General features: G+C 61.9%; 19 protein-coding genes. 12 read left to right on the top strand and 7 right to left on the bottom strand.

Features of this window, described 5'->3' with window-relative positions; translation table 11 throughout:
• The first annotated feature begins 40 nt into the window (after positions 1–40).
• Entirely contained in the window at positions 41–2383 is a 2343-nt protein-coding gene (locus AC2GXZ_RS01185; RefSeq protein WP_483757299.1) for a glucose/quinate/shikimate family membrane-bound PQQ-dependent dehydrogenase, read from the top strand.
• 71 nt (positions 2384–2454) lie between these two features.
• Here AC2GXZ_RS01185 and AC2GXZ_RS01190 read toward each other — a convergent pair whose 3' ends face one another.
• Entirely contained in the window at positions 2455–3639 is a 1185-nt protein-coding gene (locus tag AC2GXZ_RS01190; RefSeq protein ID WP_483757300.1) for a GGDEF domain-containing protein, read from the bottom strand.
• A 161-nt stretch (positions 3640–3800) separates the two neighbouring features.
• A complete protein-coding gene (locus AC2GXZ_RS01195) occupies positions 3801–4631 on the bottom strand; it encodes a helix-turn-helix transcriptional regulator (RefSeq protein WP_483757301.1) in 831 nt (276 codons plus the stop codon).
• 119 nt (positions 4632–4750) lie between these two features.
• On the opposite strand from AC2GXZ_RS01195, the gene AC2GXZ_RS01200 reads away from it, so the two are divergent.
• Positions 4751–5650, top strand: a complete 900-nt coding sequence (locus AC2GXZ_RS01200; protein WP_483757302.1) for an SDR family oxidoreductase — start codon at positions 4751–4753, stop codon at positions 5648–5650.
• Positions 5651–5714: 64 nt separating this feature from the next.
• Here the strand turns inward: AC2GXZ_RS01200 and AC2GXZ_RS01205 are convergent, their stop codons facing one another.
• The 3 genes from AC2GXZ_RS01205 to AC2GXZ_RS01215 all read right to left on the bottom strand — a co-directional run bounded on the left by AC2GXZ_RS01205 (position 5715) and on the right by AC2GXZ_RS01215 (position 9323).
• Positions 5715–6008 carry a BON domain-containing protein gene (locus tag AC2GXZ_RS01205; RefSeq protein WP_483757303.1) on the bottom strand — a complete coding sequence of 98 codons (294 nt, stop codon included), beginning with the start codon at positions 6006–6008 and terminating at the stop codon, positions 5715–5717.
• A gap of 70 nt (positions 6009–6078) precedes the next feature.
• Complete coding sequence (locus AC2GXZ_RS01210; RefSeq protein ID WP_483758225.1) at positions 6079–8016, bottom strand: hybrid sensor histidine kinase/response regulator; 1938 nt, start codon at positions 8014–8016, stop codon at positions 6079–6081.
• Positions 8017–8186: 170 nt separating this feature from the next.
• Positions 8187–9323: a helix-turn-helix transcriptional regulator gene (locus AC2GXZ_RS01215; protein ID WP_483757304.1), complete on the bottom strand. Its 1137-nt coding sequence runs from the start codon at positions 9321–9323 to the stop codon at positions 8187–8189.
• A gap of 189 nt (positions 9324–9512) precedes the next feature.
• Here AC2GXZ_RS01215 and AC2GXZ_RS01220 point away from each other — a divergent pair, with 189 nt between their 5' ends.
• The 6 genes from AC2GXZ_RS01220 (at position 9513) to AC2GXZ_RS01245 (ending at position 16926) form a co-directional block, all read left to right on the top strand.
• Positions 9513–10058, top strand: a complete 546-nt coding sequence (locus AC2GXZ_RS01220) for a hypothetical protein (RefSeq protein ID WP_483757305.1) — start codon at positions 9513–9515, stop codon at positions 10056–10058.
• 66 nt (positions 10059–10124) lie between these two features.
• A complete protein-coding gene (locus AC2GXZ_RS01225; protein WP_483757306.1) occupies positions 10125–10397 on the top strand; it encodes a DUF4242 domain-containing protein in 273 nt (90 codons plus the stop codon).
• Between the two features lie 214 nt (positions 10398–10611).
• Positions 10612–11214 (top strand): TetR/AcrR family transcriptional regulator, encoded by a 603-nt coding sequence (locus tag AC2GXZ_RS01230; RefSeq protein WP_483757307.1) that lies wholly within the window; start codon positions 10612–10614, stop codon positions 11212–11214.
• A 62-nt stretch (positions 11215–11276) separates the two neighbouring features.
• On the top strand, positions 11277–12443 hold the full coding sequence (locus AC2GXZ_RS01235; protein WP_483757308.1) for an efflux RND transporter periplasmic adaptor subunit: 1167 nt from the start codon (positions 11277–11279) through the stop codon (positions 12441–12443).
• Positions 12444–12489: 46 nt separating this feature from the next.
• Positions 12490–15687 (top strand): efflux RND transporter permease subunit, encoded by a 3198-nt coding sequence (locus AC2GXZ_RS01240; RefSeq protein WP_483757309.1) that lies wholly within the window; start codon positions 12490–12492, stop codon positions 15685–15687.
• 159 nt (positions 15688–15846) lie between these two features.
• Positions 15847–16926: an enoyl-CoA hydratase/isomerase family protein gene (locus tag AC2GXZ_RS01245; RefSeq protein ID WP_483757310.1), complete on the top strand. Its 1080-nt coding sequence runs from the start codon at positions 15847–15849 to the stop codon at positions 16924–16926.
• Positions 16927–17353: 427 nt separating this feature from the next.
• On the opposite strand, the gene AC2GXZ_RS01250 is transcribed toward AC2GXZ_RS01245, so the two are convergent.
• A complete protein-coding gene (locus AC2GXZ_RS01250; protein ID WP_483758226.1) occupies positions 17354–17752 on the bottom strand; it encodes a RidA family protein in 399 nt (132 codons plus the stop codon).
• A gap of 157 nt (positions 17753–17909) precedes the next feature.
• Here AC2GXZ_RS01250 and AC2GXZ_RS01255 point away from each other — a divergent pair, with 157 nt between their 5' ends.
• Together AC2GXZ_RS01255 and AC2GXZ_RS01260 are read left to right on the top strand one after the other, a co-directional pair.
• Positions 17910–18524 carry a TetR/AcrR family transcriptional regulator gene (locus tag AC2GXZ_RS01255; RefSeq protein WP_483757311.1) on the top strand — a complete coding sequence of 205 codons (615 nt, stop codon included), beginning with the start codon at positions 17910–17912 and terminating at the stop codon, positions 18522–18524.
• 126 nt (positions 18525–18650) lie between these two features.
• The gene (locus tag AC2GXZ_RS01260; protein ID WP_483758227.1) at positions 18651–20684 is read left to right on the top strand and encodes an ATP-binding protein; all 2034 of its coding nucleotides are present in this window, start codon (positions 18651–18653) and stop codon (positions 20682–20684) included.
• A 24-nt stretch (positions 20685–20708) separates the two neighbouring features.
• Here the strand turns inward: AC2GXZ_RS01260 and AC2GXZ_RS01265 are convergent, their stop codons facing one another.
• Positions 20709–21575, bottom strand: a complete 867-nt coding sequence (locus AC2GXZ_RS01265) for a DMT family transporter (protein WP_483757312.1) — start codon at positions 21573–21575, stop codon at positions 20709–20711.
• 326 nt (positions 21576–21901) lie between these two features.
• Between AC2GXZ_RS01265 and cysP the strand changes: the two genes are divergently transcribed.
• Together cysP and cysT are read left to right on the top strand one after the other, a co-directional pair.
• Positions 21902–22888, top strand: coding sequence for a thiosulfate ABC transporter substrate-binding protein CysP (gene cysP, locus AC2GXZ_RS01270; protein WP_483757313.1), 987 nt, complete (start codon positions 21902–21904; stop codon positions 22886–22888).
• A 201-nt stretch (positions 22889–23089) separates the two neighbouring features.
• Positions 23090–23914 carry a sulfate ABC transporter permease subunit CysT gene (gene cysT, locus AC2GXZ_RS01275; RefSeq protein ID WP_483757314.1) on the top strand — a complete coding sequence of 275 codons (825 nt, stop codon included), beginning with the start codon at positions 23090–23092 and terminating at the stop codon, positions 23912–23914.
• Position 23915: the final 1 nt, after the last annotated feature.

Here is a 23915-nt window from a genome sequence, read left to right on the forward strand (position 1 = left end):
CGTTCTGCCTGCCATGTCCTATTTCGTATGAGGTTGCCTAATGGCTATTCGGATTACCGCAATTGTCATGGCGTTGATGGGCCTTGCTTTGGCCATCGGGGGTGCGAAACTTTTCGCGCTCGGGGGAAGCGTCTATTATCTGATAACCGGCGTGGGCTTTTTGCTCACCGCCATCCTGTTGCTGCTGCGCAAGGCTCTTGCGCTTCATCTTTATGCCGTCGTCGTCGTCGGTTCGCTCGCCTGGGCTATCTGGGAGGTTGGACTCGACTGGTGGCAGCTCGGCCCGCGTGGCGGCGTCGTCATCCTTCTCGGCATGTGGCTGCTGACACCGTGGATCCGTCGTCCGCTCGGCTTCATCAGCCCGACGGGCAAGAGCTATGGCGCATCCGCCAAGCCTCTGGCTGTTGCGGTGGCATTGTCCGTCGTCATCGCCGTGGTGTCGATGTTCTTCGATCCGCTCGACCAGAGCGGTGACCTGCCGGAGGAAAAGGTCGCCGCTGCGCCGTCGCTCGGCGGCAATGTGCCGGATGGCGAATGGCATCAGTATGGCCGTACGCCTTATGGCCAGCGTTATTCGCCGCTGGACCAGGTCAATGTCGACAATGTCGGCAAGCTTGCAGAGGTCTGGCGTTACCAGACAGGTGACGTGAAGCGGCCCGACGATGTCGGCGAGACTACCTATCAGGTGACCCCGCTCAAGATCGGCAACAATCTTTATCTCTGCACGCCGCACAATCTGGCCATCGCGCTCGATGCGACCACCGGCAAGCAGGTCTGGAGATATGATGCCAATTCCGGCATGAACCCGGATCGCCAGCACCAGACCTGCCGCGGCGTCAGCTACTACAAGGATCAGGCGGCTTCTGCCGGCAGCCCTTGCGCCGAGCGCGTCTACGTGCCGACCTCGGATGCCAGACTGATCGCACTTGATGCGAAGAACGGCCAGGTTTGCCCGTCGTTTGCCGAGAACGGTACGCTGCATCTCGAAAAGGGGATGAAGTATAATCCAGCCGGTTATTATTACTCGACCTCGCCGCCGGCGATCGTCGGGGACAAGATCATCCTCGGCGGGGCGGTGAACGACAATTACTCGACGCAGGAACAGTCCGGCGTCATCCGCGCCTTCGACGTCCATTCCGGTCAATTGTTGTGGAACTGGGATTCGGGCAATCCGAGCCAGACCCAGCCGCTGCCGGAAGGCCAGACCTACACGACCAATTCGCCGAACAGCTGGTCGGTGTTCTCGGTCGATGAGGCGCTCGGTCTCGTCTATGTCCCGCTCGGCAACCAGGTTCCCGACCAGCTCGGCATGGGCCGGTCGGAAAATGTCGAGAAATATTCCTCGTCGATCGTTGCACTGGACGTCAATACCGGTGCAGACCGGTGGGTACGCCAGACCGTGCATCACGATCTGTGGGACATGGACGTGCCGGCCCAGCCGGTGCTGATCGACCTCACCAAGTCCGACGGTCAGGTCGTGCCGGCGCTGGTTGGTCCGACCAAGCAGGGTGACATCTACGTGCTCGATCGCCGCACCGGCGACCCGATCATTCCGGTGACCGAACAGCCTGCACCGGGCGGCACGATCCCCGAGGATCATGCTTCGCCGACACAGCCGATCTCTGCCTTGAACTTCCGCCCGCGGACGCTCGAAGGCCGTGACATGTGGGGCGTCACCATGTTCGACCAGATGGTGTGCCGCATATGGCTGAAGGAAATGGACTATCAGGGCCAGTACACGCCGCCGTCGCTCAAGGGGACAATCGTCTATCCGGGCAATTTCGGCACGTTCAACTGGGGTTCGGTCGCGGTCGATCCGGAGCGGATGGTGATGTTCGGCATGCCGACCTATCTCGCCTTCACCTCCAAGCTCGTGCCGCGCGCCGACGTGCCGGCCAAGGGCCAGGACGAGAAGGGTTCCGAACAGGGCCTCAACCGCAATGACGGTGCACCTTATGGCGTGTTCATGGGACCGTTCCTCGGGCCGCTGAACATTCCTTGCCAGGCGCCGCCATGGGGCTATGTCTCGGGCGTCGATCTCAGGACCGGCAAGATCGCCTACAAGCATCGCAACGGCACCGTCCACGACATGACCCCGCTGCCGCTGCCGTTCAAGGTTGGCGTACCGGGTATCGGCGGACCGATGATCACCAAGGGCGGCGTTGCCTTCCTCGGTGCAGCGGTCGACGATTACCTGCGGGCCTATGATCTGACCGATGGCAAGCAGCTGTGGGAAGCCCGGCTTCCGGCCGGCGGACAGGCGACACCGATGACCTATGCGGTCGATGACGGTCGCCAGTTCGTCGTCATCGTTGCCGGCGGCCACGGTTCGGTCGGCACCAAGCCGGGCGATTACGTGATCGCCTACGCCTTGCCGCGGTAAGGGTCCCAAACGACAGGATGCGCCCGGGCCGTTTCGGTCCGGGCGCGTCGCTCATCCTGCTTCAGGAATGGTCAGGCGGCCTGTGTGTCGTCAGGAGATTGGGCCGCGACGACGACGATGTTGCGCCCCCGGTTCTTGGCCTGATAAAGCGCGTCATCGGCCTTGCGCAGCAGTTTTTCCAGGGTGATCTCGGTGGGCTTTGCCGAGGCGACGCCGAAACTTGCCGTCACATAGCCGTTGACGATGCCGCGATGCGGCAGGCGGCGTGCCTCTATCGCCACGCGGATTTTTTCGGCGGTCTCGCACACGCGCTCGAGATCGGCCTCGCAGCTCAGAACGAGGATTTCCTCGCCGCCGAAGCGGAAGATCGAATGGCCGTCATCCAACGTCGCGACGATGGATTGCGATACGGCGCGGATGCAGGCATCGCCCTCGATATGGCCGTGGACGTCGTTGAACAGCTTGAAATGATCGATATCGAGCAGGATCGCCGAGACGATCGCATCCGGGCCAGCATTGGCCCACATCGCCTCGCCCTTGCGTGATAGTGAACGGCGGTTCAACAGGCCCGTCAGTTCGTCTTGCTCCGCCTTCTCCTCAAGCTGATCGTGAAGAAGGCGTGCCCGCAACTGGGCAAGGAAATTGCGCCTGTCCATCTTTTCGAGAAAATAGGCGCTCGCCGCGAGAAACACCGAGAGGGTGAGATAGAAGGTGACGATGCCGGTATAGGTGACCGCATCGAAGGCGCCGGTGAGGTCGGTGGTGATGAAATGCGATAGGCACATCAGCGCCAGACCGCCCAGAAGAGCGAGAAAACGCGGGCGCAGGCAGATGACGAAGAAGAGGAAGGCCGCGGCGTTATAGGTCTGGTAAACGTAGAGATAGGGGCTGTTGCTGGTGGTTGCCGGCAGCATCGGCAGGGTGACGGCAAGGACACCGACCATGACCGAAAGAAAATCGTAGAAACGTGCACCCGGCCAACGCCGCAGCGCCCAGACGCAGAAGATCACGAACGGGGTGAACAGGAAAAAGCGGGCGACGATCAGTCCCATAATCGCATCCGGCACCATTACCCGGTCGGCGAAATAGATCAGGTCGTAAATGACGATGCCGACGATGCTCCAGGTGATCACCAGGCGGAGGCGTTCGGCTGCATAGTCCTCGCAAAACAGAGCTTCGATCGGCGGCGAGAAGTGCAGGTGCGCAAAGCCGCGTCCTGACTGACCTTCCACATCCTTCAACGAAACGACGCTCATGTCAGGCCCCCGGTCACATTGTTGCGGTGCACGCTAGGGGCAAAATCTGAAGATAGGTCTAAGGCGGCACTGACCTTTCTTGCCCCCGGCAATTGATGGTTTGCCGGAACCATGCCTAACGCGGGGAGCGGGAATGAGGAGGTAATCTGCGGTGAAGACGGTCAGGCCGCGTCGGTCTTCTGCCGGGCCAAATCGCGAATTCGGGCGGCGACCATCTCGTGGACCGGATTGTAGACGACCAGATTGAGATCCGGTCGGCCGTCTACGGCAAAGCCGGAATATTCCAGTTCGATATCGCCGAGGACCGAGTGTTTCAGCCGCTTGGTGCCTTCGCCCATAGAGGCCAGGTCGTTCTCCTGCCAGATCCTCTCGAATTCGGCGCTCGTGCGGCACAGGTCATCGACCAGATCGGCGATTTCCGATGTTGCTCCGGCGCGTGCGACATCGGCACGGAAGGCACCAACGACGAAACGGGCCATTGCTTCCCAGTCGTGCTGATGGCGCTTGACGTCCGGATTGCCGAACAGCAGGCGCAGGACATTGCGCTCGCTTGGCGCCAGCCTGCCATAATCGGTCAAGACCACGGTCGCCGCCCTGTTCCAGGCGAGGATGTCCCAGGCCGCAGTCCTCACCAGGGCGGGGCTTGATTCCAGCGTATCGATCATTCGCTGCAGTCTTGGGCTGACGCCCTGGACGGCTTGGTAGCGGACTTCGGGCGGCCGGCCGAGGCCGAGCATGAAGAGATGTTCGCGCTCGGGTTCCGTCAGCATCAGTCCGCCGGCGATGCGGTTCAGCACATCGGCGGAAGGTGCGCCGCCACGGCCCTGTTCCAACCAGGTATACCAGGTCGGGCTGATATTGGCGCGCTGGGCGACTTCCTCGCGGCGCAGGCCCGGGGTGCGGCGGCGGCCGGAAAAGCCGAATGTCGCCGGATCGAGGCGCGAACGGCGGTCACGCAGGAAAAGCCCGAGCGCGTTGTTCTCACCGGACATGACAGGGTTTCTCCGACACTGGCGACCATCCTGTTGATGTTTATAATAGGATAAAGTCACTACTTTAACAGCATGAGAGCTAACGCAATAAGGGGTCTCGATCAACCAGGAGAACTGCCATGCGTATCTTTCTTACCGGAGCGACCGGCTTTATCGGTTCGAAAATAGTGCCGGAACTCATCGGTGCGGGGCATCAGGTGATCGGCATGACGCGGTCGGATAGCGGCGCGAGGGCGCTGCAGGAAGCGGGTGTCGACGTGCATCGCGGCTCGCTTGAGGAGCCGGACAGCCTGCGCCGCGGCGCCGAAAAGGCCGATGCCGTCATCCATACCGCTTTCGATCACGACTTTTCCCGTTTCGCCGAGAACTGCGCCAAGGATGGGCGGGTGATCGCGGCGATGGGGGAAGCGCTGAAAGGATCCGACAGGCCGCTGATCATCACCTCGGGTACCGGCCTCGGTTCGACCGGGCATGGCCAGCCGGCGGTCGAAGACGTCTGCAATCTCGACCATCCCAACCCGCGCGTCGCCTCGGAGATCGCCGGCAATGCGCTTCTCGATCAGGGCATCAACCTGTCGGTCATGCGCCTGCCGCAGGTTCACGACGAGTTCAAGCAGGGGCTTATCTCGCCGCTTGTCGAGATCGCCCGCGCCAAGGGTGTTTCGGCTTATGTCGGCGAGGGGCGCAACCGTTATCCGGCAGCCCATGTCGTTGATGTCGCCCGGCTTTACCGTCTGGCGATCGAGCGGGCGGAGGCCGGCGCGCGTTACCATGCGGTCGCCGAAGAAGGCATCGCGGTGCGCGAGATCGCCGAGTCGCTTGGTCGCGGCCTCAACCTACCGGTTGTTTCGGTCGCGGCTGACAAGGCGGCGGAACATTTCGGCTGGATGGCGATGTTTGCCGGGCTCGACATGCTGGCTTCCAGCGCCAAGACCCGGCAGGTTCTCGGATGGCAGCCGACCGGACCGGGCCTGATCGCCGACCTTGCGGCGATGGACTATCGGGCGCTCGCAGCATGAATCAGCGTGGCGGGAGCCGTTCTGTCGGCTCCCGTCTTGTCCCTGGATATCGGTCATCCTGCCGTCAGATAGCCCGGTGCGACTGGTCCGTGCCGGTGACCCTGATGTCATTCTTGACTTCGCCGACGCCGGCAATGGCGCGCGCCACCTCATCGGCGCGTGCAACTTCCTCCTGCCGCTGGACGGAACCGGCAAGGGTGATCACCGCGCCGGTGGCGGTGACAGTCACGTCACTGGCATCGACGCCGCCGGCGGATGCGAGCGCATCCGACACGAGGCCCTCCAGCACGGCATGAGGCGGAAATTCAACCTCGATTTCCGGCCGTGTCTCGTAAAACTGCTGATGCTTGAAGACCATGTCCGGTTCTCCTCTTCTTCCGGAGAACAACGCAGCCCGAGGCAAATGGTTCAGGGCCGGATAAACTGGCTCAGCCGGCGGTGCCGGTGACGGTCCCGATGATCTCGCTCAACTGTGCCTGGGAAAAGGGTTTCGGCAGGCGGGGCAGGTGGTTGCCGCTGCCTTCCGGAAGTTCCGCATAACCGGTTGCCAGGACAACGGGCAGGCCCGGCCATTCGTTGGCGATTTCGGCGGCAAGCTCGGAACCGGTCATGCGCGGCATCGAATGATCGGTGATGACGAGGTCGATCCGCACGTCGTCGCGCCGCATGGCGGCCAGTGCTTCAGGACCGTTATAGGCCTCGATCACCTGATGGCCGAGATCTTCCAGCATCAATGTGGTGTTCATCAGCACCAAAGCGTCGTCATCCACCGCAAGTACGGTCAGGGGACGGTCGCCGATCTTTGCTCCATTGCCGGTCGTCACAGCCTTCTCCTTCGGGCAGTCCTCATCGTCAATCGTGGGAAGGAAAAGCGACACTATCGTGCCCTCTCCCCTGACGCTGTCGATGGCGATCATGCCGCCCGATTGTTCCGTCAGTCCCTGGACCATCGACAATCCCAATCCGGTTCCCTTGCCGACCCCCTTGGTGGTGAAGAAAGGGGTCGTCGCGCGCAGTACCGTGTCGGGGTCCATGCCTTCCCCGGTATCACGCACGAAAATACGCAGATAGTCACCGCTGCGCAGTTTTCCACCTTCTTCTCCGACATGATGCGTGTCGGCGCCGATCGTCACTGTTCCCTGCTCGTTCATCGCATCGCGGGCATTGACGACAAGGTTGAGGATGGCTGTCTCGAGCTGCACGCTGTCGGTCAGCACGCTTTTCAGCTTCGGCGAGAACTCGGTGTCTATACGCATCGAGGAACGCAGCGAGCGTTCGAGGAAATCCTTCATCCCGGCAACCAAAGTCGGCACGTCAACCGGCCGCATGTTCAATTCCTGGCGCCTGGAAAAGGCCAGCATGCGCTGGGTGAGTGCTGCACCGCGCTCGGCGCCCTGAAGCGCATTGTCGATCAAGGGCAGCAGGGCCGGATCTTCCGGCATGCGCTTGCGCAGGATTTCGAGACTGCCCATGATCGCCATCAGAAGATTGTTGAAATCGTGGGCGATGCCGCCGGTCAGCTGGCCGATCGCCTCCATCTTCTGCGCCTGGAACAGTTCCTCGCGGGTCTTGGTCAGCGCCTTCTGCGCCTCGACCTTTTCGGTGATGTCGCGGGTGATCTTGGCAAAGCCCAAAACCTGGCCGGTCTCGTCACGCACGGTGTCGATCACAACATGGGCCCAGAAGGTGGTGCCGTCCTTGCGCAGGCGCAGGCCCTCGCGCTCGACCCTGCCGGTGCGCCGCGCAATGTCGAGATTGCGTTCCGGCTCGCCCTTCTTCTGGTCTTCTTCGGTGTAGAAATGCGAAAAATGCCGGCCAACAGCTTCTTCGGCGGTAAAGCCCTTGATGCGGGCCGCACCCGCATTCCAGTTGCTGACATGGCCTTCAGGGTCGAGCATGTAGAGCGCGTAGTCGCTGACGCCGTTGACGAGGAGCTGGAATTTCTCCTCGCTCAGGCGAAGTTCGGCTTCGGCCTTCTTCCGTTCGGTCAGGTCGCGGGTCACCTTGGCAAAGCCGAGGATATGGCCGTTGCGGTCCCAGATGGGGTCGATGATCGCATGCGCCCAGAAGCGGGTTCCGTCCTTGCGCACCCGCCAGCCTTCGCTCTCGTAACGGCCGACGCTGGTCGCCGTTTCCAGGGCGCGTTCGGGCATACGGGCGAGCCGGTCCTCGTTGGTGTAGAAGCGGGAAAAGTGATGGCCGAGGATTTCCGCCGCCGAATAGCCCTTGAAGCGCTGGGCGCCGGCATTCCAACTGGCCACGTGGCCCTTGGGGTCAAGCATGTAGATGGCATAGTCCGATATCGCATCGACCAGAAGGCGATAACGCTCCTGGTCGAGCAGTGAACCGTCCGGACTTTCCATCATTGCATGCATGTCCCCCTCCGAGCCGCAGAAGATTCCCGGCCGGCGCGTCGAAACGCGCGATCCGTGACTTGGTTCCTGCGGATTTTTTCTGTTTGTGCAGTGCCGAGACAGATAGCACGATCCAGCAGGGTGGGCCACAAAAAGGGGCGGTTAACTTCAACAAGTCCTTACTAAACGTGTCTTTGTGCCGGCGGGCTGAGTTCGCGTATCAGTTGCTGAAGGCTGCGCTGGTCGGTGGCGCCGGTCTTGTCGTAGATGGCGCCGAGCTGCGACTTGACCGTGCCGTCGGCGACGCCCTGGGCCTGGGCAATCTCGGTGCGGGTAAGGCCTTCGGCGACATAGGAGACGACCCGCCTTTCGGCGGGTGTGAGGGCAAACAGGGCGGCGACCGCCTCGATGGCTGACTGCACGACGGTGCCGGCTGCGGCGACGAAGATCGCAGCACTGGCTCCTGTTTCGTACCCCCCGCCCTGCCGGCGCCGCTCCAGCGGAAGGACATGGGCGACCGCGGGGCGATCGCTTGAGCCAAGCGGCACGTCGATGCCGGCGGCACCCAGGGTGATCTCGTCGCGCGTGCCGAGCGAGACGGCATGGGTGAGTGCTGCCGTAGCATGGTCATGCGTGCATCTGAGCCGGCCGCCGAGGGCGCGGACCACGGTCTGCTCGCGCAGCCGGGTTTCGGCCGCTTCGTTGGCAAACAGGATCGACATGTCGTCGGCGACGATGAAAACGGCATGTTCCAGCGCATTGATCACCTGGCGCAGCACGACACTCTGGCCGCGCTCGGCATCGAGCATGTCATGGATGGTCACGGCCCGGCGGATATGGGGGCCGAGCAGGCCGACGAGATCGAAGATCGCCCGTTCCTTCGGCTGGTATTTCACTGAAATGTTGATGGTGCCGACGCGCTGCGGTCGTTTGAGGACGGCCATGTCGATCGAGTTGAGCACGCCGTAGCGGGCATGGAAATTGCGATAGAGATCGCCCTGTCTCCAGACGTCTTCGCCATCGGGACCGTAGAGGGCGAACATCCGCTCCAGCGTATCCGGCTCGTCGAGTTCCATGCGGTGGAGCAGGTGGAAGAAAGGGACATTGCCGGCATGCCGGATCAGGGTGTGGATCGCTTCCTCATCGTCGCAGGCGATCTGGGCAAGGCTGGTGGAACGGGTCTGCGTGTCGAAGACGGCGATCGTCGTCAGAAAACCGTCGATCCTCCGGTTGATCAGTCGCAGCGCCGTTGGCCACGACGCCTCATCGGCGACGCAGTCGTAAATTGCGCCGATCATCTCCGACAGTCCCTGATCCATTGAATAATCCTGTACCTGCTGCCTGCTGCGGTCAATCTTGACAATCTATAATTGTGATACCGGCTCGGAAAATTCCGTTCATCCCCCGCACGGGAGATGTGAAAGCCCGCGTCTTTCCTAGAAATGCGCTTGCCGGACGACCTGCGGGGGCAGGGTTCGGTCTCAACATATTCCAAGGAGATGACACGCATGACGCGCATGAGAACAATGTTGGCATTGCTGCTCGTATCGGCGGCATTGCCATCGATGGCGAGTGCCGGCGACGGCCTGCCCGACCATGTCCGGGAGGCGAATGCCCGGTTCAAGGATGTGAAACAGGCATTGAAGGAAGGCTATTCGCCGATCCCTTGCACCAGCGGGGTCGATGGCGGGGCGATGGGCATCCATTACGTCAATGCCGAACTGATCAAGGACGAGGCGATCGATGTGTCGAAACCCGAAGCCATCATGTACGAGCCGGACGTGACCGGCCGGATGAAATTGGTGGCGGTCGAATACATCACCACCAAGGGGCCGGCCAATCTGGAAGGGCAGTTGTTCAGCCTGACCGGAGCGCCGAACCGCTACGGGCTGCCGGCCTTCTATGAGCTGCATGTCTGGGCCTGGCGGAAAAACCCGAAGGGCGTGTTTGCCGACATGAACCCGGATGTCAGCTGCGAGCATGCGCATGCCGCGGCAGAACCCGCCGCTCGCCGGGAAAGGCTGGCAGCGGCCACTGTCAGTCACGCCCAGTAATCCACGAGATCAATCATGGCCATGCGAAAACGCTGGCCGTCAGCACAATCGGGAAGGAGAATTGCAATGCCGCAATTTGTTGTCGAACGAAACATTCCGGGTCTAGGAGACATGGACAGCGACACGCTGAAGGAAATCTCGGCCAAGTCGAACGCCGTGGTCGACGGGCTGGGCGAGCCCTATACGTGGATCACCAGCTATGTCACCGGCGACAAGATGTATTGCGTCCACGAGGCGGAGAATGCCGAGGCGATCTATCGTCATGCCAGGGAGGGAGGCTTCCCGGCGGACCGCGTGACGGAGATCACCACGCTCATCGGCCCGCATACGGGCCGGTAAGCCCGGCTGGGCGGTCCGGTGAGGACCGGGCCGCCTGCGTCTGTCAATTTTCAAGCTTGCCCATCCTTCATCCTCTCCATCTTCAACCCTTCCCCGCAGCGTCGACGCGTGCCGGTCCCATGCCCAAGTGTGACGGGGTGGCGTTGACAGGCGTCAGGTTCTGATTTACGACTGACGAAAATTAAAATTCGTCAGTCGTAAATCGTGAGGCAAGATGGATATCGGCGAACTGCAGGCGGATACGGTGCGCAACGAGAATGTCGAGCGCATCCTCGAAGCGGCCGAGCGGCTGTTCAAGCATTACGGCTATGCCAAGACGAATGTCGCCGACATCGCCAAGGATCTGGGCATGTCGCCGGCCAATATCTATCGGTTCTTCTCGTCCAAGGCCGAGATCCACAAGGCGCTGGCACACCGGATGCTTGAGGTGACGCGCAGCGTGGCGCTTGCCAATGCGGCGCGTCCGGTAAGCGCCCATGAGCGGCTGCGCGATCATTTCCTCGGCCAGCACAAGCTGACCGTCGAGATGCTGCTGCATGAAAACAAGGTGCATGAAATGGTGGTGGTCGCCATCGAGGAACAATGGTCGGTGATCGAGAACCACATCATGCTGATGCGGACGATCGTCGCCGAGCTTGTTCGCGACGGTATTGCCGCCGGCGAATTTCGCGCACAAGATGCGGAAATTGCCGCCGAATGCCTCTGCGACTGTACCGTGACGCTCTGTCACCCGCAGATCATCGCCGAATGCCTGATCGAGAACCGCCGCACGACGCCGGCCGATCTGGTCGACTTCGCGCTCAGGGCGCTGAACTAGAAATCTCGCAAAAAGCCGGTGCCGGAAGGCGCCTTTGTCAATTGCCACCGGGAGTGGGGGCCATGTCTTTTACCGCCAATCGACGTTCTTGGGTTTTCGCAAAAGGGCTGCTCATCGCTGCCGCAATGACCGCACTTGCCGCCTGCTCGGAAGAGAAAAAGGCCGAGGCACCGGACGTGGTGCGCCCCGTCAAGGTGGCCGAGATCGGTCCGCCGGATGCCGGCCGCAAGCTTGTCTATTCCGGCTCGATCAAGGCGCGCACCGAGATGAATCTCGGATTTCGCGTTTCCGGCAAGATCACCGAGCGGCTCGTCGATGTCGGCGACCGGGTGACGGCGGGCGAAGTTCTGGCCCGGATCGACGATGTCGACTACAAACTGTCGCTCGACAGTGCCAAGGCCAATCTGGCCTCGGCGCAAAAACAGGCCGAGATCAGCGAGATCGCGCTGAAACGTGCCCAGACGCTGCGCGACAAGAATGTTTCCTCGCAGGCCGATCTCGATCAGGCGACACTATCGCGCGATCAGGCGGTGGCCTCGCGCCAGTCGGCGGAAGCCTCGCTCGACCAGGCGAAGAACCAGGTTGTCTATACGGAACTCAAGGCCGATCGGCCGGGTATCGTCACGGCCGTCAGCGCCGATGTCGGCCAGGTGATGGCGAGTGGTTCGGCGGTCCTGACGGTCGCCGTCGACGGTTCCAAGGAAGTGCTGATCGCCGTGCCGGAGATTGACGTTGCCCAGTTCAAGCCGGGCAAGGCGGTGAAGGCGAATTTCTGGTCCTCCGACAATCTGGCGCTCGACGGCAAGGTCCGCGAAGTGGCCGGCAGTGCCGACCAGCAGTCACGGACATTTGCGGTCAGGGTGGCGCTGCCGGAGGATGACCGGGTGCTGCTCGGCATGACGGCAACGATCACCGCGGCGCTCGACAATTCGCAGCCCGCCTATTCGGTGCCCCTGGCAGCGCTTGCCAAGCGGGGCGACCTGTCGATCGTCTGGGTCGTCGACAAGCAAAAGGGCACGGTCAGCGCCCGGCCGGTGACGGTCGCCGATTTTTCCGATGACGGGGTGAGGATTTCCAAGGGGCTTTCCACCGGTGATCTCGTCGTCTCGGCCGGCACGCAATTCATGAAGGACGAGATGAAGGTGAGGCTGCCTGAAACGGTGAGTTCGCGCTTCGGCAACGTCAACAGCATGACAACCGCTTCCGTCGGCACGTCCAGCGGCAACTGATCCAGTGTGGCTTCGGCCGTTTTCTTCTGATCGAAGGACCAAGACAATGTCGTCGTCTCACACAACACCACCGTCTTCGGGCCATCATCCCGATCTGCCTTACGGGCCCGGCGCGCCGGATCCTGAAAAATTCAACCTGTCGCGTTGGGCGATCCAGCATCCGAGCATCGGTCGCTTCCTGTTCGGCCTGATCATCGTCATGGGCGTGCTCGGGGTGATGAATATGGGCCAGAAGGAAGATCCCGACTTTACCTTCCGGGTGATGGTGGTGCAGGCCGCATGGCCGGGCGCCTCGATCGAGGACATGCAGAACCAGGTGGTCAACAAGATCGAGCGCAAGCTGCAGGAAACCCCGCATCTCGACTGGGTGAAGTCCTATACCCGCGCCGGCATGTCGATCACGACGATCCAGATCAAGGGCGATACCAGCGGCCAGCAGGTCGCCGACGCTTTCTATCAGGTGCGCAAGAAGATCGGCGACATCAAGCAGGACTTGCCATCGGCGCTGCAGGGTCCCTATTTCAACGACGAATTCGGCGATACCTATATCACGCTCAACGCCATTGTCGGCGACGGTTACAGCTATCCGGAGCTGAAGCAGTTCGCCATCCAGGCGCGCGACATGCTTTTGACCACGCCGGGCGTCGAAAAGGCGACGATCCTCGGCGACCAGCCGCAGAAGATCTTCATCGACGTCTCGTCCAAGGCGCTTGCCGAGCGGGGTCTCACCGTCACCGACATCCAGAATGCGCTTGCCGGCCAGAATGCCGTCGATGCCGCGGGTACCGTCGTGACACATGACCGCTCGGTGCGGATCTCGGTCGAGGGCGGCATCACGTCGTCCGCCGATGTGCGGGAATTGCGGATCCGCTCGGGTGAACAGGTGTTTCGCCTCGGCGATATCGCTACCGTCAAGGACGGGCTGGAAGACCCGTTCCAGCGCAAGTTCCGGTTCAACGGCCAGGATGCCGTCGAAATCGGCGTGGTGATGGGCTCGGGTCATAAGGTGACCGATGTCGGCCGCCAGGTCGAGGAGACCTATGCGCAGTTTGAAAAGACGCTGCCGGTCGGTGTCGAGGTGCACCAGGTCTCCAACCAGCCGGAAGTGGTGACGGAAGCCGTCGGCGAATTCACCCAGGCGCTGATGGAGGCGCTGGTGATCGTGCTGATCGTGTCGCTGATCTCGATCGGCTGGCGGTCTGGTATCGTCATTGCGATCGCCATTCCGCTGGTTCTCGCCGCCACGCTTGCCATCATGTATTACATGGGCATCGAGCTGCAGCGCATTTCGCTCGGGGCGCTGATCATCGCGCTCGGGCTTCTCGTCGACGATGCGATGATCGTCGTCGAGATGATGGAGAGGAAGCTCGAAGAGGGACTGCCGCGGCTGGAAGCGGCAAGTTTTGCCTATTCGTCGACCGCATTCCCGATGCTGACCGGTACGCTGATCACCACGGCGGGGTTCATCCCGGTCGGGTTTGCGGCCTCCACCGCCGGCGAATATGTGCGCTCGCTGTTCTTCGTCGTCGGCATCGCGCTCGTCACATCCTGGTTCGTCGCGGTCTATTTCACCCCCTGGCTCGGCCATATGATCCTGAAGCAGCGGCCGCATGTCGGCACCCATAAGGATGCCTATGACACGCGTTTCTACCGGCGCCTGCGCGGTACGGTGACCTGGGCGGTGCGCCACCGGCTGATCGTCATCGCGCTGACATTCGTCGCCTTCGGTGCCAGCATCTATGCGTTCAAGTTCATTCCGCAGAGCTTCTTCCCGCAATCGTCGCGGCCGGAAATCCTCGTCGACATGTGGCTGCCGGAAGGCACCAGCGTCTACGAGGTCGAACGCCAGGCCAAGGCGCTGGAAAAGGAAGTCATGGCCGATCCGGACCAGTCATTCGTCGCCACCTTCATCGGCGAGGGCGCGCCACGTTTCTTCCTGCCGCTCGACCAGCAATTGCGCAATCCGAACTATGCCCAGCTGCTCGTCATGTCCAAGGGGCTTGAGGAACGCGAGCGGCTGATCGTCAAACTGCGCACTATTCTCGCCAACGACTTCCCGACGGTGCGCGGCAAGGTGGACCGGCTGTTCCTCGGCCCTCCTGTCGGCTGGGCGGTGCAGATGCGCGTCATGGGCCCGGACAAGGCGGAAGTGCGCCGTATCGCCGACCAGGTGAAGCAGCGTTTCGACGAGCAGCCGGGTTTCGGGGCGATCCATGACGACTGGATGGAGCCGGTGAATGCGGTGAAGCTGGTCATCGACCAGGACCGGGCGCGGGCGCTGGGCATCACCTCGCAGCGGGTGCGGCAGATGCTGCAGGCGGCCGTTTCGGGTGCGCCGCTCGGCGATTTCCGCGACGGCGAGGAAACCGTCTCGGTGGTGCTGCGCGAGCCGGATGCGACCCGTAACCTGCTCTCGGCAATCAATTCGGTCTATATCCCGTCCGATCTCGGCGGCACGGTGCCAGCCTCGCAGGTGGCGCGTATCGAACCTGTCATGGAACAGGGGATCGAATGGCGGCGCGACCGGCTGCCGACGATCACCGTCAAGGCGACCTTGCCCGACAGCATGGAGCCGACGCAGGTGTCGATGAACCTCTACCAGAACCTTGCCGATATCAGGGCGCAGCTGCCGTCCGGCTACCATATCGATATCCAGGGCGGTGCGGAGGATGCGGCCGAGAGCCAGCTGTCGATCGCTGCCAAGATGCCGATCATGCTGCTCGTCATCCTCGTGCTCCTGATGATCCAGCTGCGGCATTTCGGCAAGGCGATGCTGGTGCTTGCCACCGGCCCGCTCGGCATTATCGGGGCGTCCGCGGCGCTTCTGATCACCGGTGCACCGTTCGGTTTCGTGGCGATCCTCGGCGTCATCGCGCTGCTCGGCATCATCATGCGCAACTCGATCATTCTCGTCGACCAGATCGACCAGGATATCGCGGCGGGCATGCATCGGTCCGAAGCGATCGTCGGGGCGGCGGTGCGCCGTTTCCGGCCGATCATGCTGACCGCGCTCACCGCAGTGCTTGCGCTGATCCCGATCTCGCGCGGCCTGTTCTGGGGGCCGATGGCCTATGCGATGATGGGCGGCATTCTGGTTGCAACCGTGTTGACCCTTTTGGTGCTGCCGGCTGCCTATGCACTGTTCTTCGGCCGTGAGCCGAAGGCGAAAAACACCGAAAACCCGCCCGTCAACCAGGGCGATCTCTTCGACGGCCACCGCGACCTTCCGATGGCTGCCGAATAAGGGCCAGGGTGTCGTCCGACCTAACCAGTTCCCAGGACGACGCCCTGTCCCGCATAACTTCCACCGGCCCGCATGCGTCAATCAAACTCGTTTCAACATCTGGCAAGAACAATTGCCGGATGGTTATGATCGGCGATCGCATCTGGCAACGGGAATGGCATGACTGATAGCGCAGTTCTCACCGACGACGTCTTTTTCAGCCGCAGCGGATCGGCTGCCGTCATCCATCTCAACCGACCGAAGGCGCTGAACAGCCTCACACTTGGAATGGTGGAGGTGTTGAAGCCGGCGTTGCAGCGGTTTGCCGAGGCAGATGAACTTTCCTGCGTGGTTCTGAAGGGCGAGGGAGAACGTGGGCTTTGCGCCGGCGGCGATATCCGCGCCATCCATGACGAGGGCCGGGCCGGCGGGCCGGACGTCACCCATTTCTGGCGGGGAGAGTTCCCGGTCAATTACGCGATTTCGCGCTATCCGAAACCCTATGTGGCGCTGATGGACGGGATCGTCATGGGTGGTGGCGTCGGGCTTGCCTCGCATGGCCGCCACCGGATCGTCACCGAGCGCACAAGGCTCGCCATGCCGGAAACCGGGATCGGTTACGTGCCGGATGTCGGGGTGACATGGCTGCTTGCCCATGCGCCGGGCGAGGTGGGGACCTGGATGGGGCTGACCGGCGAGATCGTCGGTGCGGCGGACGCGATTTTTGCCGGGCTTGCGGATTATTGCATGCCGTCGGAGGGTCTCGGCGAGGTGATCGAAGCCCTCGGCCAATTGCCCGTGGGGGCTTCCAATGCCGAGGTCGCGGCGGTGATCGGCAGGTTTTCGGTCGCGGCCGGCGAAAGCCGGCTTGCGGCCAACCGCGCGATGATCGACCGGGTATTCCGCTTCGATCGCGTGGAGGAAATCATCGCCGCGCTGGAGAGGGAAGAGGGGGCGTTTGCCGAAGAGACACGGGCAGTGCTTGCCAAGCGCTCGCCGACCAGCCTGAAACTGGCGCTGCGGCTGTTGCGGGCGGCGCGCCACAGTTCCGGGCTGATCGAATGCCTGGAGCGGGAATTCACCGTCGCCTCCGAAATCCTGCGCCATCACGATTTCTACGAGGGCGTCAGGGCGGCCGTCATCGACAAGGACCGCAATCCGAAATGGCAGCCGGCGACGCTGGACGCGGTGAAGGACGTCGATCTCGACCGGTATTTTCAAGGGGATCATCCGGCGTTGTTTGCCGGGCATCGATTATAGCGGAGAGGCCGGGGCTGCCGGACCGGAAATCTGAACAAACACCTTTTTCCACGCCGGCAATACCGTATGGGTTCGGGAATGGGGCAGGCAGTGTGGGGGTATGAGGTAGAGTGTGGTCTGCCTGCCCCGGCCGTTTCGTTCGGTCTCTTTCGGGACTTGTCAATTCCCGCCTTCGACCGTCTTTGGCGACCATCACCGGAAACCGGGCCTCCGAAGCCGGAGGCGGACCAGAAGAGGAGGCCGGTTCGCGAACCCGGTTCCCATCCGATGACCGTGTGATTGTCGCGCGGGCCGAGCAGGCGGGGATGAAGGACGGCGCACGCGAGGGCCAAGTGCATGTCTGGAAAAGGGTTTATTTGTGAGGCGGCAATGGAACGTCCCCGCTTCGGCCGATAAAACCAGGTGCGGGGACATTGAACCGATATCGTCACGCCGCCTGCGGAATGCGGGCAATGACCTTGATCTCGAAATCGAAGCCGGCAAGCCAGGTGACGCCGACCGCCGTCCAGTTCGGGTAGGGCGGTGCGGCGAAGATCCGGTCCTTCACCGCCATGAACGGCCCGAACTGGTTTTCGGGATCGGTGTGGAAGGTGGTGATATCGACAATGTCGTCGAGGCCGCAGCCGGCGGCCTGCAGCACCGCCTTGAGATTTTCGAAAGCGCGCTCGACCTGAGCGGTGTAATCGGGCTCCGGCGAGCCGTCTTCACGGCTGCCGACCTGGCCGGAGACGAAGAGGAGATCGCCGGAACGGATGGCGGCGGAATAACCGTGCTTTTCATAAAGGGCGTGCCGGTTCGGCGGGAAGATGGGCTGACGTTCCGTCATGGTGTGACCTTTCATTTCGGTGTTTCCTGGTGCGCGCCGGATGTTGGGCGCTTCACAAACCGTGATCGATTTTGATATACGGTCCGTATGTAATTTAATTCGCATACGTTGCGTATGTCAATATCACATACGTCGCGTATTTGAAAAGGAGTGCGCCATGGCCGGAAAGCGTCTGGAAAAAATGGAAGAAAACCGCGCGAAACTGATCGCTGCGGCACGCAAGGCCTTTGCCGAAAAGGGATATGCCAATGCGTCCATGGATGATCTGACGGCCGATGCCGGCCTGACGCGGGGCGCGCTCTATCATAATTTCGGCGATAAACGCGGGCTCCTGGCCGCCGTCGTCAACCAGATGGATGGCGAAATGGCGATGCGCGCCAAGGAGATCGGCGCCAAGGCTGCAGCCAAGAGGGGCGGCGATGGTGATGCCGGGCTGTGGCAGGCGCTGCTTGCCGAAGGTGCTGCCTATATCGAGATGGCGCTCGATCCGGAAGTCCAGCGGATCGTGCTTTTGGACGGGCCGGCCGTGCTCGGCGATCCGTCCCTCTGGCCAAGCCAGGACAGCTGTCTCGCCGAAACCAGAAAGGCGGTCGGCCTTCTGGTTGCAGAGGGCGTGATGAAGCCGGTCGATGTCGAGGCTGCCGCGCGACTTCTCAATGGTGCGGCACTCAACGCGGCGCTGTGGGTGGCGGCGAGCGATACGCCGGCGGCTGTACTGCCCAAGGCGGTCGAGGCGTTCAAGCTGATGGCGTCAGGGCTGCAAGCCACATAGTGACAGTCGTTCATTAGCAACCGATTTCCTTCTTTCGGCGTTATGCTATCTACGCCCTATCGCCGTTGAGAGGATCGGTTCTTGAGTTCTGACGAGTTGCTTCATTTTCCCGACGACGACACGCCGATGCGCCGCGATGCCCGCTACCGGGCGCTGTTCGAGGCCATCGACGACGGTTTCTGCATCATCGAATTCATCGACGGTCCGCATGGGCCGCTCAGTGACTATGTGCATATCGAAGCCAATTCCGGCTACGAGCGGCAGACCGGCATTGCCGATATCGTCGGCAAGCGGCTGCGCGAAATCGAGCCGGATGCGGCCGACAAGTGGATCGCGCTTTATGGCGGGGTATTGCGGACCGGCCAGCCGATCCGTTTCGAACTGGAATTCGAGGCGATCGGCCGGCAAATCGAGGTATCCAGTTCGCGTGTCGAGCCGGCCAGCCTCAAACAGGTGTCTGTGCTGTTTCGCGATATTACCGAGCGAAAGCAGGCGGAGGCGGCGCTGAAGGCGAGCGAAACGGTGGCGCGCGAAAACATCGAGCGGGTCAAGCTGGCGCTGGCCGCCGGTGCGATCATCGGTACCTGGGTCTGGGATATTCCGGCGGACAAGTTTACCGTGGACGAGGCATTTGCGCGGGCTTTCGGGCTCGATCCGGCGCTTGGGCGCAACGGTCTCAGCCTCGACCAGATCGTCGAGACGGTTCACCCGGACGACACGGAGGCGCTGTCTGCAGCTATTGGCAACGCATTGAAGCGCGGCGGCCCCTATGCGCATCAATATCGGACGCGGCGCGCCGACGGCAATTTCTATTGGTTGGAAGCCAATGGCCGGGTGGAACTTGCGGCCGACGGTTCGGCGTTGAAATTTCCCGGCGTGCTGATCGATATCGACGCCCGCCGGGCGGTGGAGGAGGAGCGTGACCGTGCCGCGGCCGAGCTTCGCATCCTCAACGACACGCTGGAGCAGAAGGTTGCCGAGCGAACGACCGAACTGATGCGGTCTGAAGAACAATTGCGCCATGCGCAGAAGATGGAAGCCGTCGGCCAGCTGACCGGCGGCCTGGCGCATGATTTCAACAATCTGCTCGCCGGCATTTCCGGTTCGCTCGAACTGATGCAGACCCGGCTGGCGCAGGGGCGGATCAGTGATCTCGATCGTTATCTGACCGGGGCCCAGGGGGCTGCCAAACGGGCCGCGGGGCTGACGCAGCGGTTGCTCGCCTTTTCGCGTCGCCAGACACTCGATCCGAAACCCGCCGTTCTCAATCGGCTGGTATCGGGCATGCAGGACCTGATCACCCGCAGCGTCGGCCCGACGATCCATGTGGAAACCGCCTTTGCCGGCGGCTTGTGGACGACATTCGTCGATATCGGGCAGCTGGAAAATGCTTTGCTCAACCTGTGCATCAACGCGCGCGACGCGATGCCCGATGGCGGCAAGCTGACGATCGAGACTTCCAATCGCTGGTTCGACGACAGGACCGCGCGCGAACGCGGACTGACGCCGGGGCAATATGTTTCGCTTTGCGTCAGCGACAATGGCAGCGGCATGTCGCCGGACATCGTCGAGCGGGCCTTCGATCCGTTCTACACGACCAAGCCGATCGGTCAGGGAACGGGGCTCGGCCTTTCGATGGTGCACGGTTTTGCCGGACAATCGGGTGGAACGGCGCGTATCTATTCCGAACTCGGCAAGGGAACGATGATCTGCATCTACCTGCCGCGCCATCTCGGCGAAGCCGGTGAGGCCGAGGATATTGCGGAGATCACCAATGCGCCGCGGTCCGCCGATCACGAGACGATCCTCGTCGTCGACGACGAACCGCTGGTGCGGATGGTGGCGGTCGAGATCCTCGAGGAACTCGGTTACCGGGTGCTGGAGGCAGGCGACGGCCCAATGGCGCTGAAGATCATGAATTCAGGCCAGGTGATCGACCTTCTGGTCACCGATGTCGGCTTGCCGGGTGGCATGAACGGACGGCAGCTTGCCGATGCCGTGCGCGCCGACCGGCCTGACCTCAAGGTCCTGTTCGTCACCGGTTATGCCGAAAATGCCGTGCTTAACCACGGCCATCTCGACCATGGCATGCATGTGATGACCAAGCCGTTCCTCGGCGATGCCTTTGCGCGGCGAGTAAAGGATCTGCTGTCGGATTAAGGCCGGGGGTATTCCCGGCGAACCTTATTTGATCCCCAGCCGGTGCTCCCGCCAGACGGTGAACAGGCCGGCGCCGACGACGACCAGACCGCCGATGATCATGTTGAGGGTGATCGTCTCGCCGAAAAACAGGGTGGCGACGGCAACGCTCAGGATGATCTGCAGATAGGTGAGCGGCTGGACCTCGACGGCGGTCAGCGTCGCATAGGCCTTGATCAGGAAAAAATGGCTGGTGGCGCCGCAGATGCAGAGTGCGATCAGCGCCGGCCAGTGTTCGATCGCAATCGGCGTCCAGTAGAAGGGGCCGATCGCGGTTGCGGCGATGGCGCCGAAGACGCCGGTATAAAGAACGCTGGTGACGGCCGAATCCTCGCGGCCGACGGCGCGGGTGGCGATGCCATAAAGCCCATAGGCCAGAGCGCCGGCAAGCGGCCAGAGGAGGTTGATGTCGAATTCCAGGCCGATCGGGTTGAGGATGACAAGCACACCGACCAGCCCGACGAGGATAGCCAGGCCGCGCCGCCAGCCGACTTTTTCACCCAACAGCGGCACCGACAGCACGGTGATGATCAGCGGCGTGGCCTGCAGGATCGCCTGGGTCATGGCCAGGCCCGCCTTGGTAAAGGCGACGACCACGAGAATGATCTCGAGCATCAGAAGCGGACCGCGCAGCATCTGCAGGATCGGCCGGCGGGTGACGAATGCCTTGCGCAGCCCGCCCGGCGAAAAGGCCGCGAGCGCGATGACGAAGGCGGCAAAGGCCCAGAAGCGGATCATGGTGAAGGCGATGACGGGATATTTGTCGCCAAGATATTTGGAAAACCCGTCCTGCCCGGCAAAGATGGTGATCGCCAGAAGGACGTAAAGGTAACCAAGGCTCTTGTTTTTCATCGACTGGACTTTTGGCAGGCAGTGGAGTGCAGTTGGGCGACGGCATGTCGCGGGAAACAGCGGCGCAGCGCAATATATTGCCGGTCCTACACATTCGCGTGAGATTGCGCCATGTCCATATCCGCGCAGGTGCTATGCAAGCCGGCAAGACCACCCGCAGAATGGCGGAGGCAAAACCGTTGCCGAATATGGCGGAAAATGGACGAAAATTCTAACCCGGATGCGGGGTGGGGAGGGCGGTTCCTCGCGAAGCGGTGATGGTCCGGGTAGTTTCCGGTCACGATCCAACGTCCGGCCAAGTGCTGGCCAATGCCCGGAGATCTTTGATGAACCGCCTCCTCATTCTCGGCACCGCAGTTGCGGCGCTTTTCGTCCAGCCGGCTTTCGCGCAGGAGCCGAACAAGCTTCTCAACGCCTCCTATGACGTCGCCCGCGAGCTGTTCGTCGCCGAGAACGAGGCCTTCATCAAGCAGCATCCGGGCGTCACCATAGACCAGTCGCATGCCGGTACGTCGAAACAGGCACGTTCGATCGTCGAGGGGCTGGAAGCCGACGTGGTGACGTTCAACCAGTCGACCGACATCGATTTCCTCGCCAAGCAGGGCTTTGTCGCCAAGGACTGGACCAAGGCGTTCCCGAACAACGCCTCGCCTTTCTATTCCTTCCCGTCCTTCCTGGTGCGCGCCGGCAATCCGAAGAATATCAAGGGCTGGGCCGATCTCGGTCGTGACGACGTTCATGCCGTCTTCCCCAACCCGAAGACGTCCGGCAATGCGCGCTATACCTATCTTGCGGCCTATGCCTGGGCGAAGGAAGAATACAAGGACGACCAGGAGAAGATCGACGCCTATATCACCAAGATCTTCGACAATGTTCCTGTCTTCGACACGGGTGGCCGCGCTGCCACCACGACCTTCGTCGAACGGGGCCAGGGCGACGTGCTGATCACCTTCGAAGCGGAGACCCGCGGCATCGAAAAGCAGTATGGCAAGGACAAGGTCGAGGGTGTGATCCCGTCGGTCAGCCTGCTTGCGGAATTCCCGGTCGCGGTGGTCGACAAGGTTGCCAAGAAGCACGGCACCGAAGCGCTTGCGAAAACCTATCTCGACTTCCTCTATACGGAAGAGGGCCAGAAGATCGCCGCCGAATTCGGTCATCGCGTCCAGAACGAAAAGGTCGCGGCCGAGTTCAAGGACCAGTTCCCGGCCATTCGCCTGGTCAAGGTCGACGACGTATTTGGTGGTTGGGCCAAGGTCCAGTCGGAGCATTTCGCTTCCGGCGGTACGCTCGACAAGCTTTACGGCAGCCGCTAACTTCCTTCCTCACCACGAGGTTTGCGACACATTCATCCGTCATGCTCGGGCCTGTCCCGAGCATCTGCCGCGGCTAGACCGTGAGCACAGCAGATCCTCGGGACAGGCCCGAGGATGACGACGAATGAGAGGCGGGCCTTGTTATCCTTCCAACCGGCGGATTTTCATCCGCCGGCTTTGCCTTGATAAGGAACCGACTGCGTGAGACGACGCAATGTCCTGCCTGGATTGCCGCTATCGCTTGGCGTGACCCTGTTTTATGTCGGGTTGATTGTGGTGCTGCCGCTGGCGGCCCTTGTCTTCAAGGCTGCAAGCCTTGGACCGGAAGATTACTGGCGGATCGTGTCGTCGTCGCGGGCACTGGCGAGCTACCGCGTCACCGTCCTGTCGGCGCTTTGCGCCACGCTTTTCAACCTGTTCTTCGGGCTGGCACTCGCCTGGGTGCTGACCCGTTACCGGTTTCCCGGAAGACGCATCGTCGATGCGATGGTCGACCTGCCGTTCGCGCTGCCGACGGCGGTTGCCGGCATCGCGCTGACGGCGCTGTTTGCCAATAACGGCTGGTTCGGCTCGGTGCTGGAAGGGTATGGCATCAAGGTCGCCTATACGCCGCTCGGCATCATGATCGCCATGTGCTTCACGTCGCTGCCGTTCATCGTGCGCACGGTGCAGCCGGTGCTTGAAGATCTCGATCCGGCGCTGGAAGAGGCGGCACAATCGCTTGGCGGGTCCGACTGGACGATTTTCGCCAAGGTCATCCTGCCGCTTCTGACACCGGCACTGCTTGCCGGCGTGTCGCTGTCGTTTGCCCGCTCGCTCGGCGAGTTCGGGGCGATCATCTTCATTGCCGGCAACCAGCCGATGTCGACGGAGATCACCGCGCTCCTGATCTTCATCCGGTTGGAAGAATACGATTATCAGGCTGCCGCCGCGATTGCCTCGGTGCTGCTGCTCACCGCGTTTTTCATGCTCGCCGTCACCAACTGGCTGCAGGCCAGGGCACTGCGTTATACGGTGAAGGGATAGG

Source organism: Aliirhizobium sp. YIM B11859 (assembly GCF_057163345.1).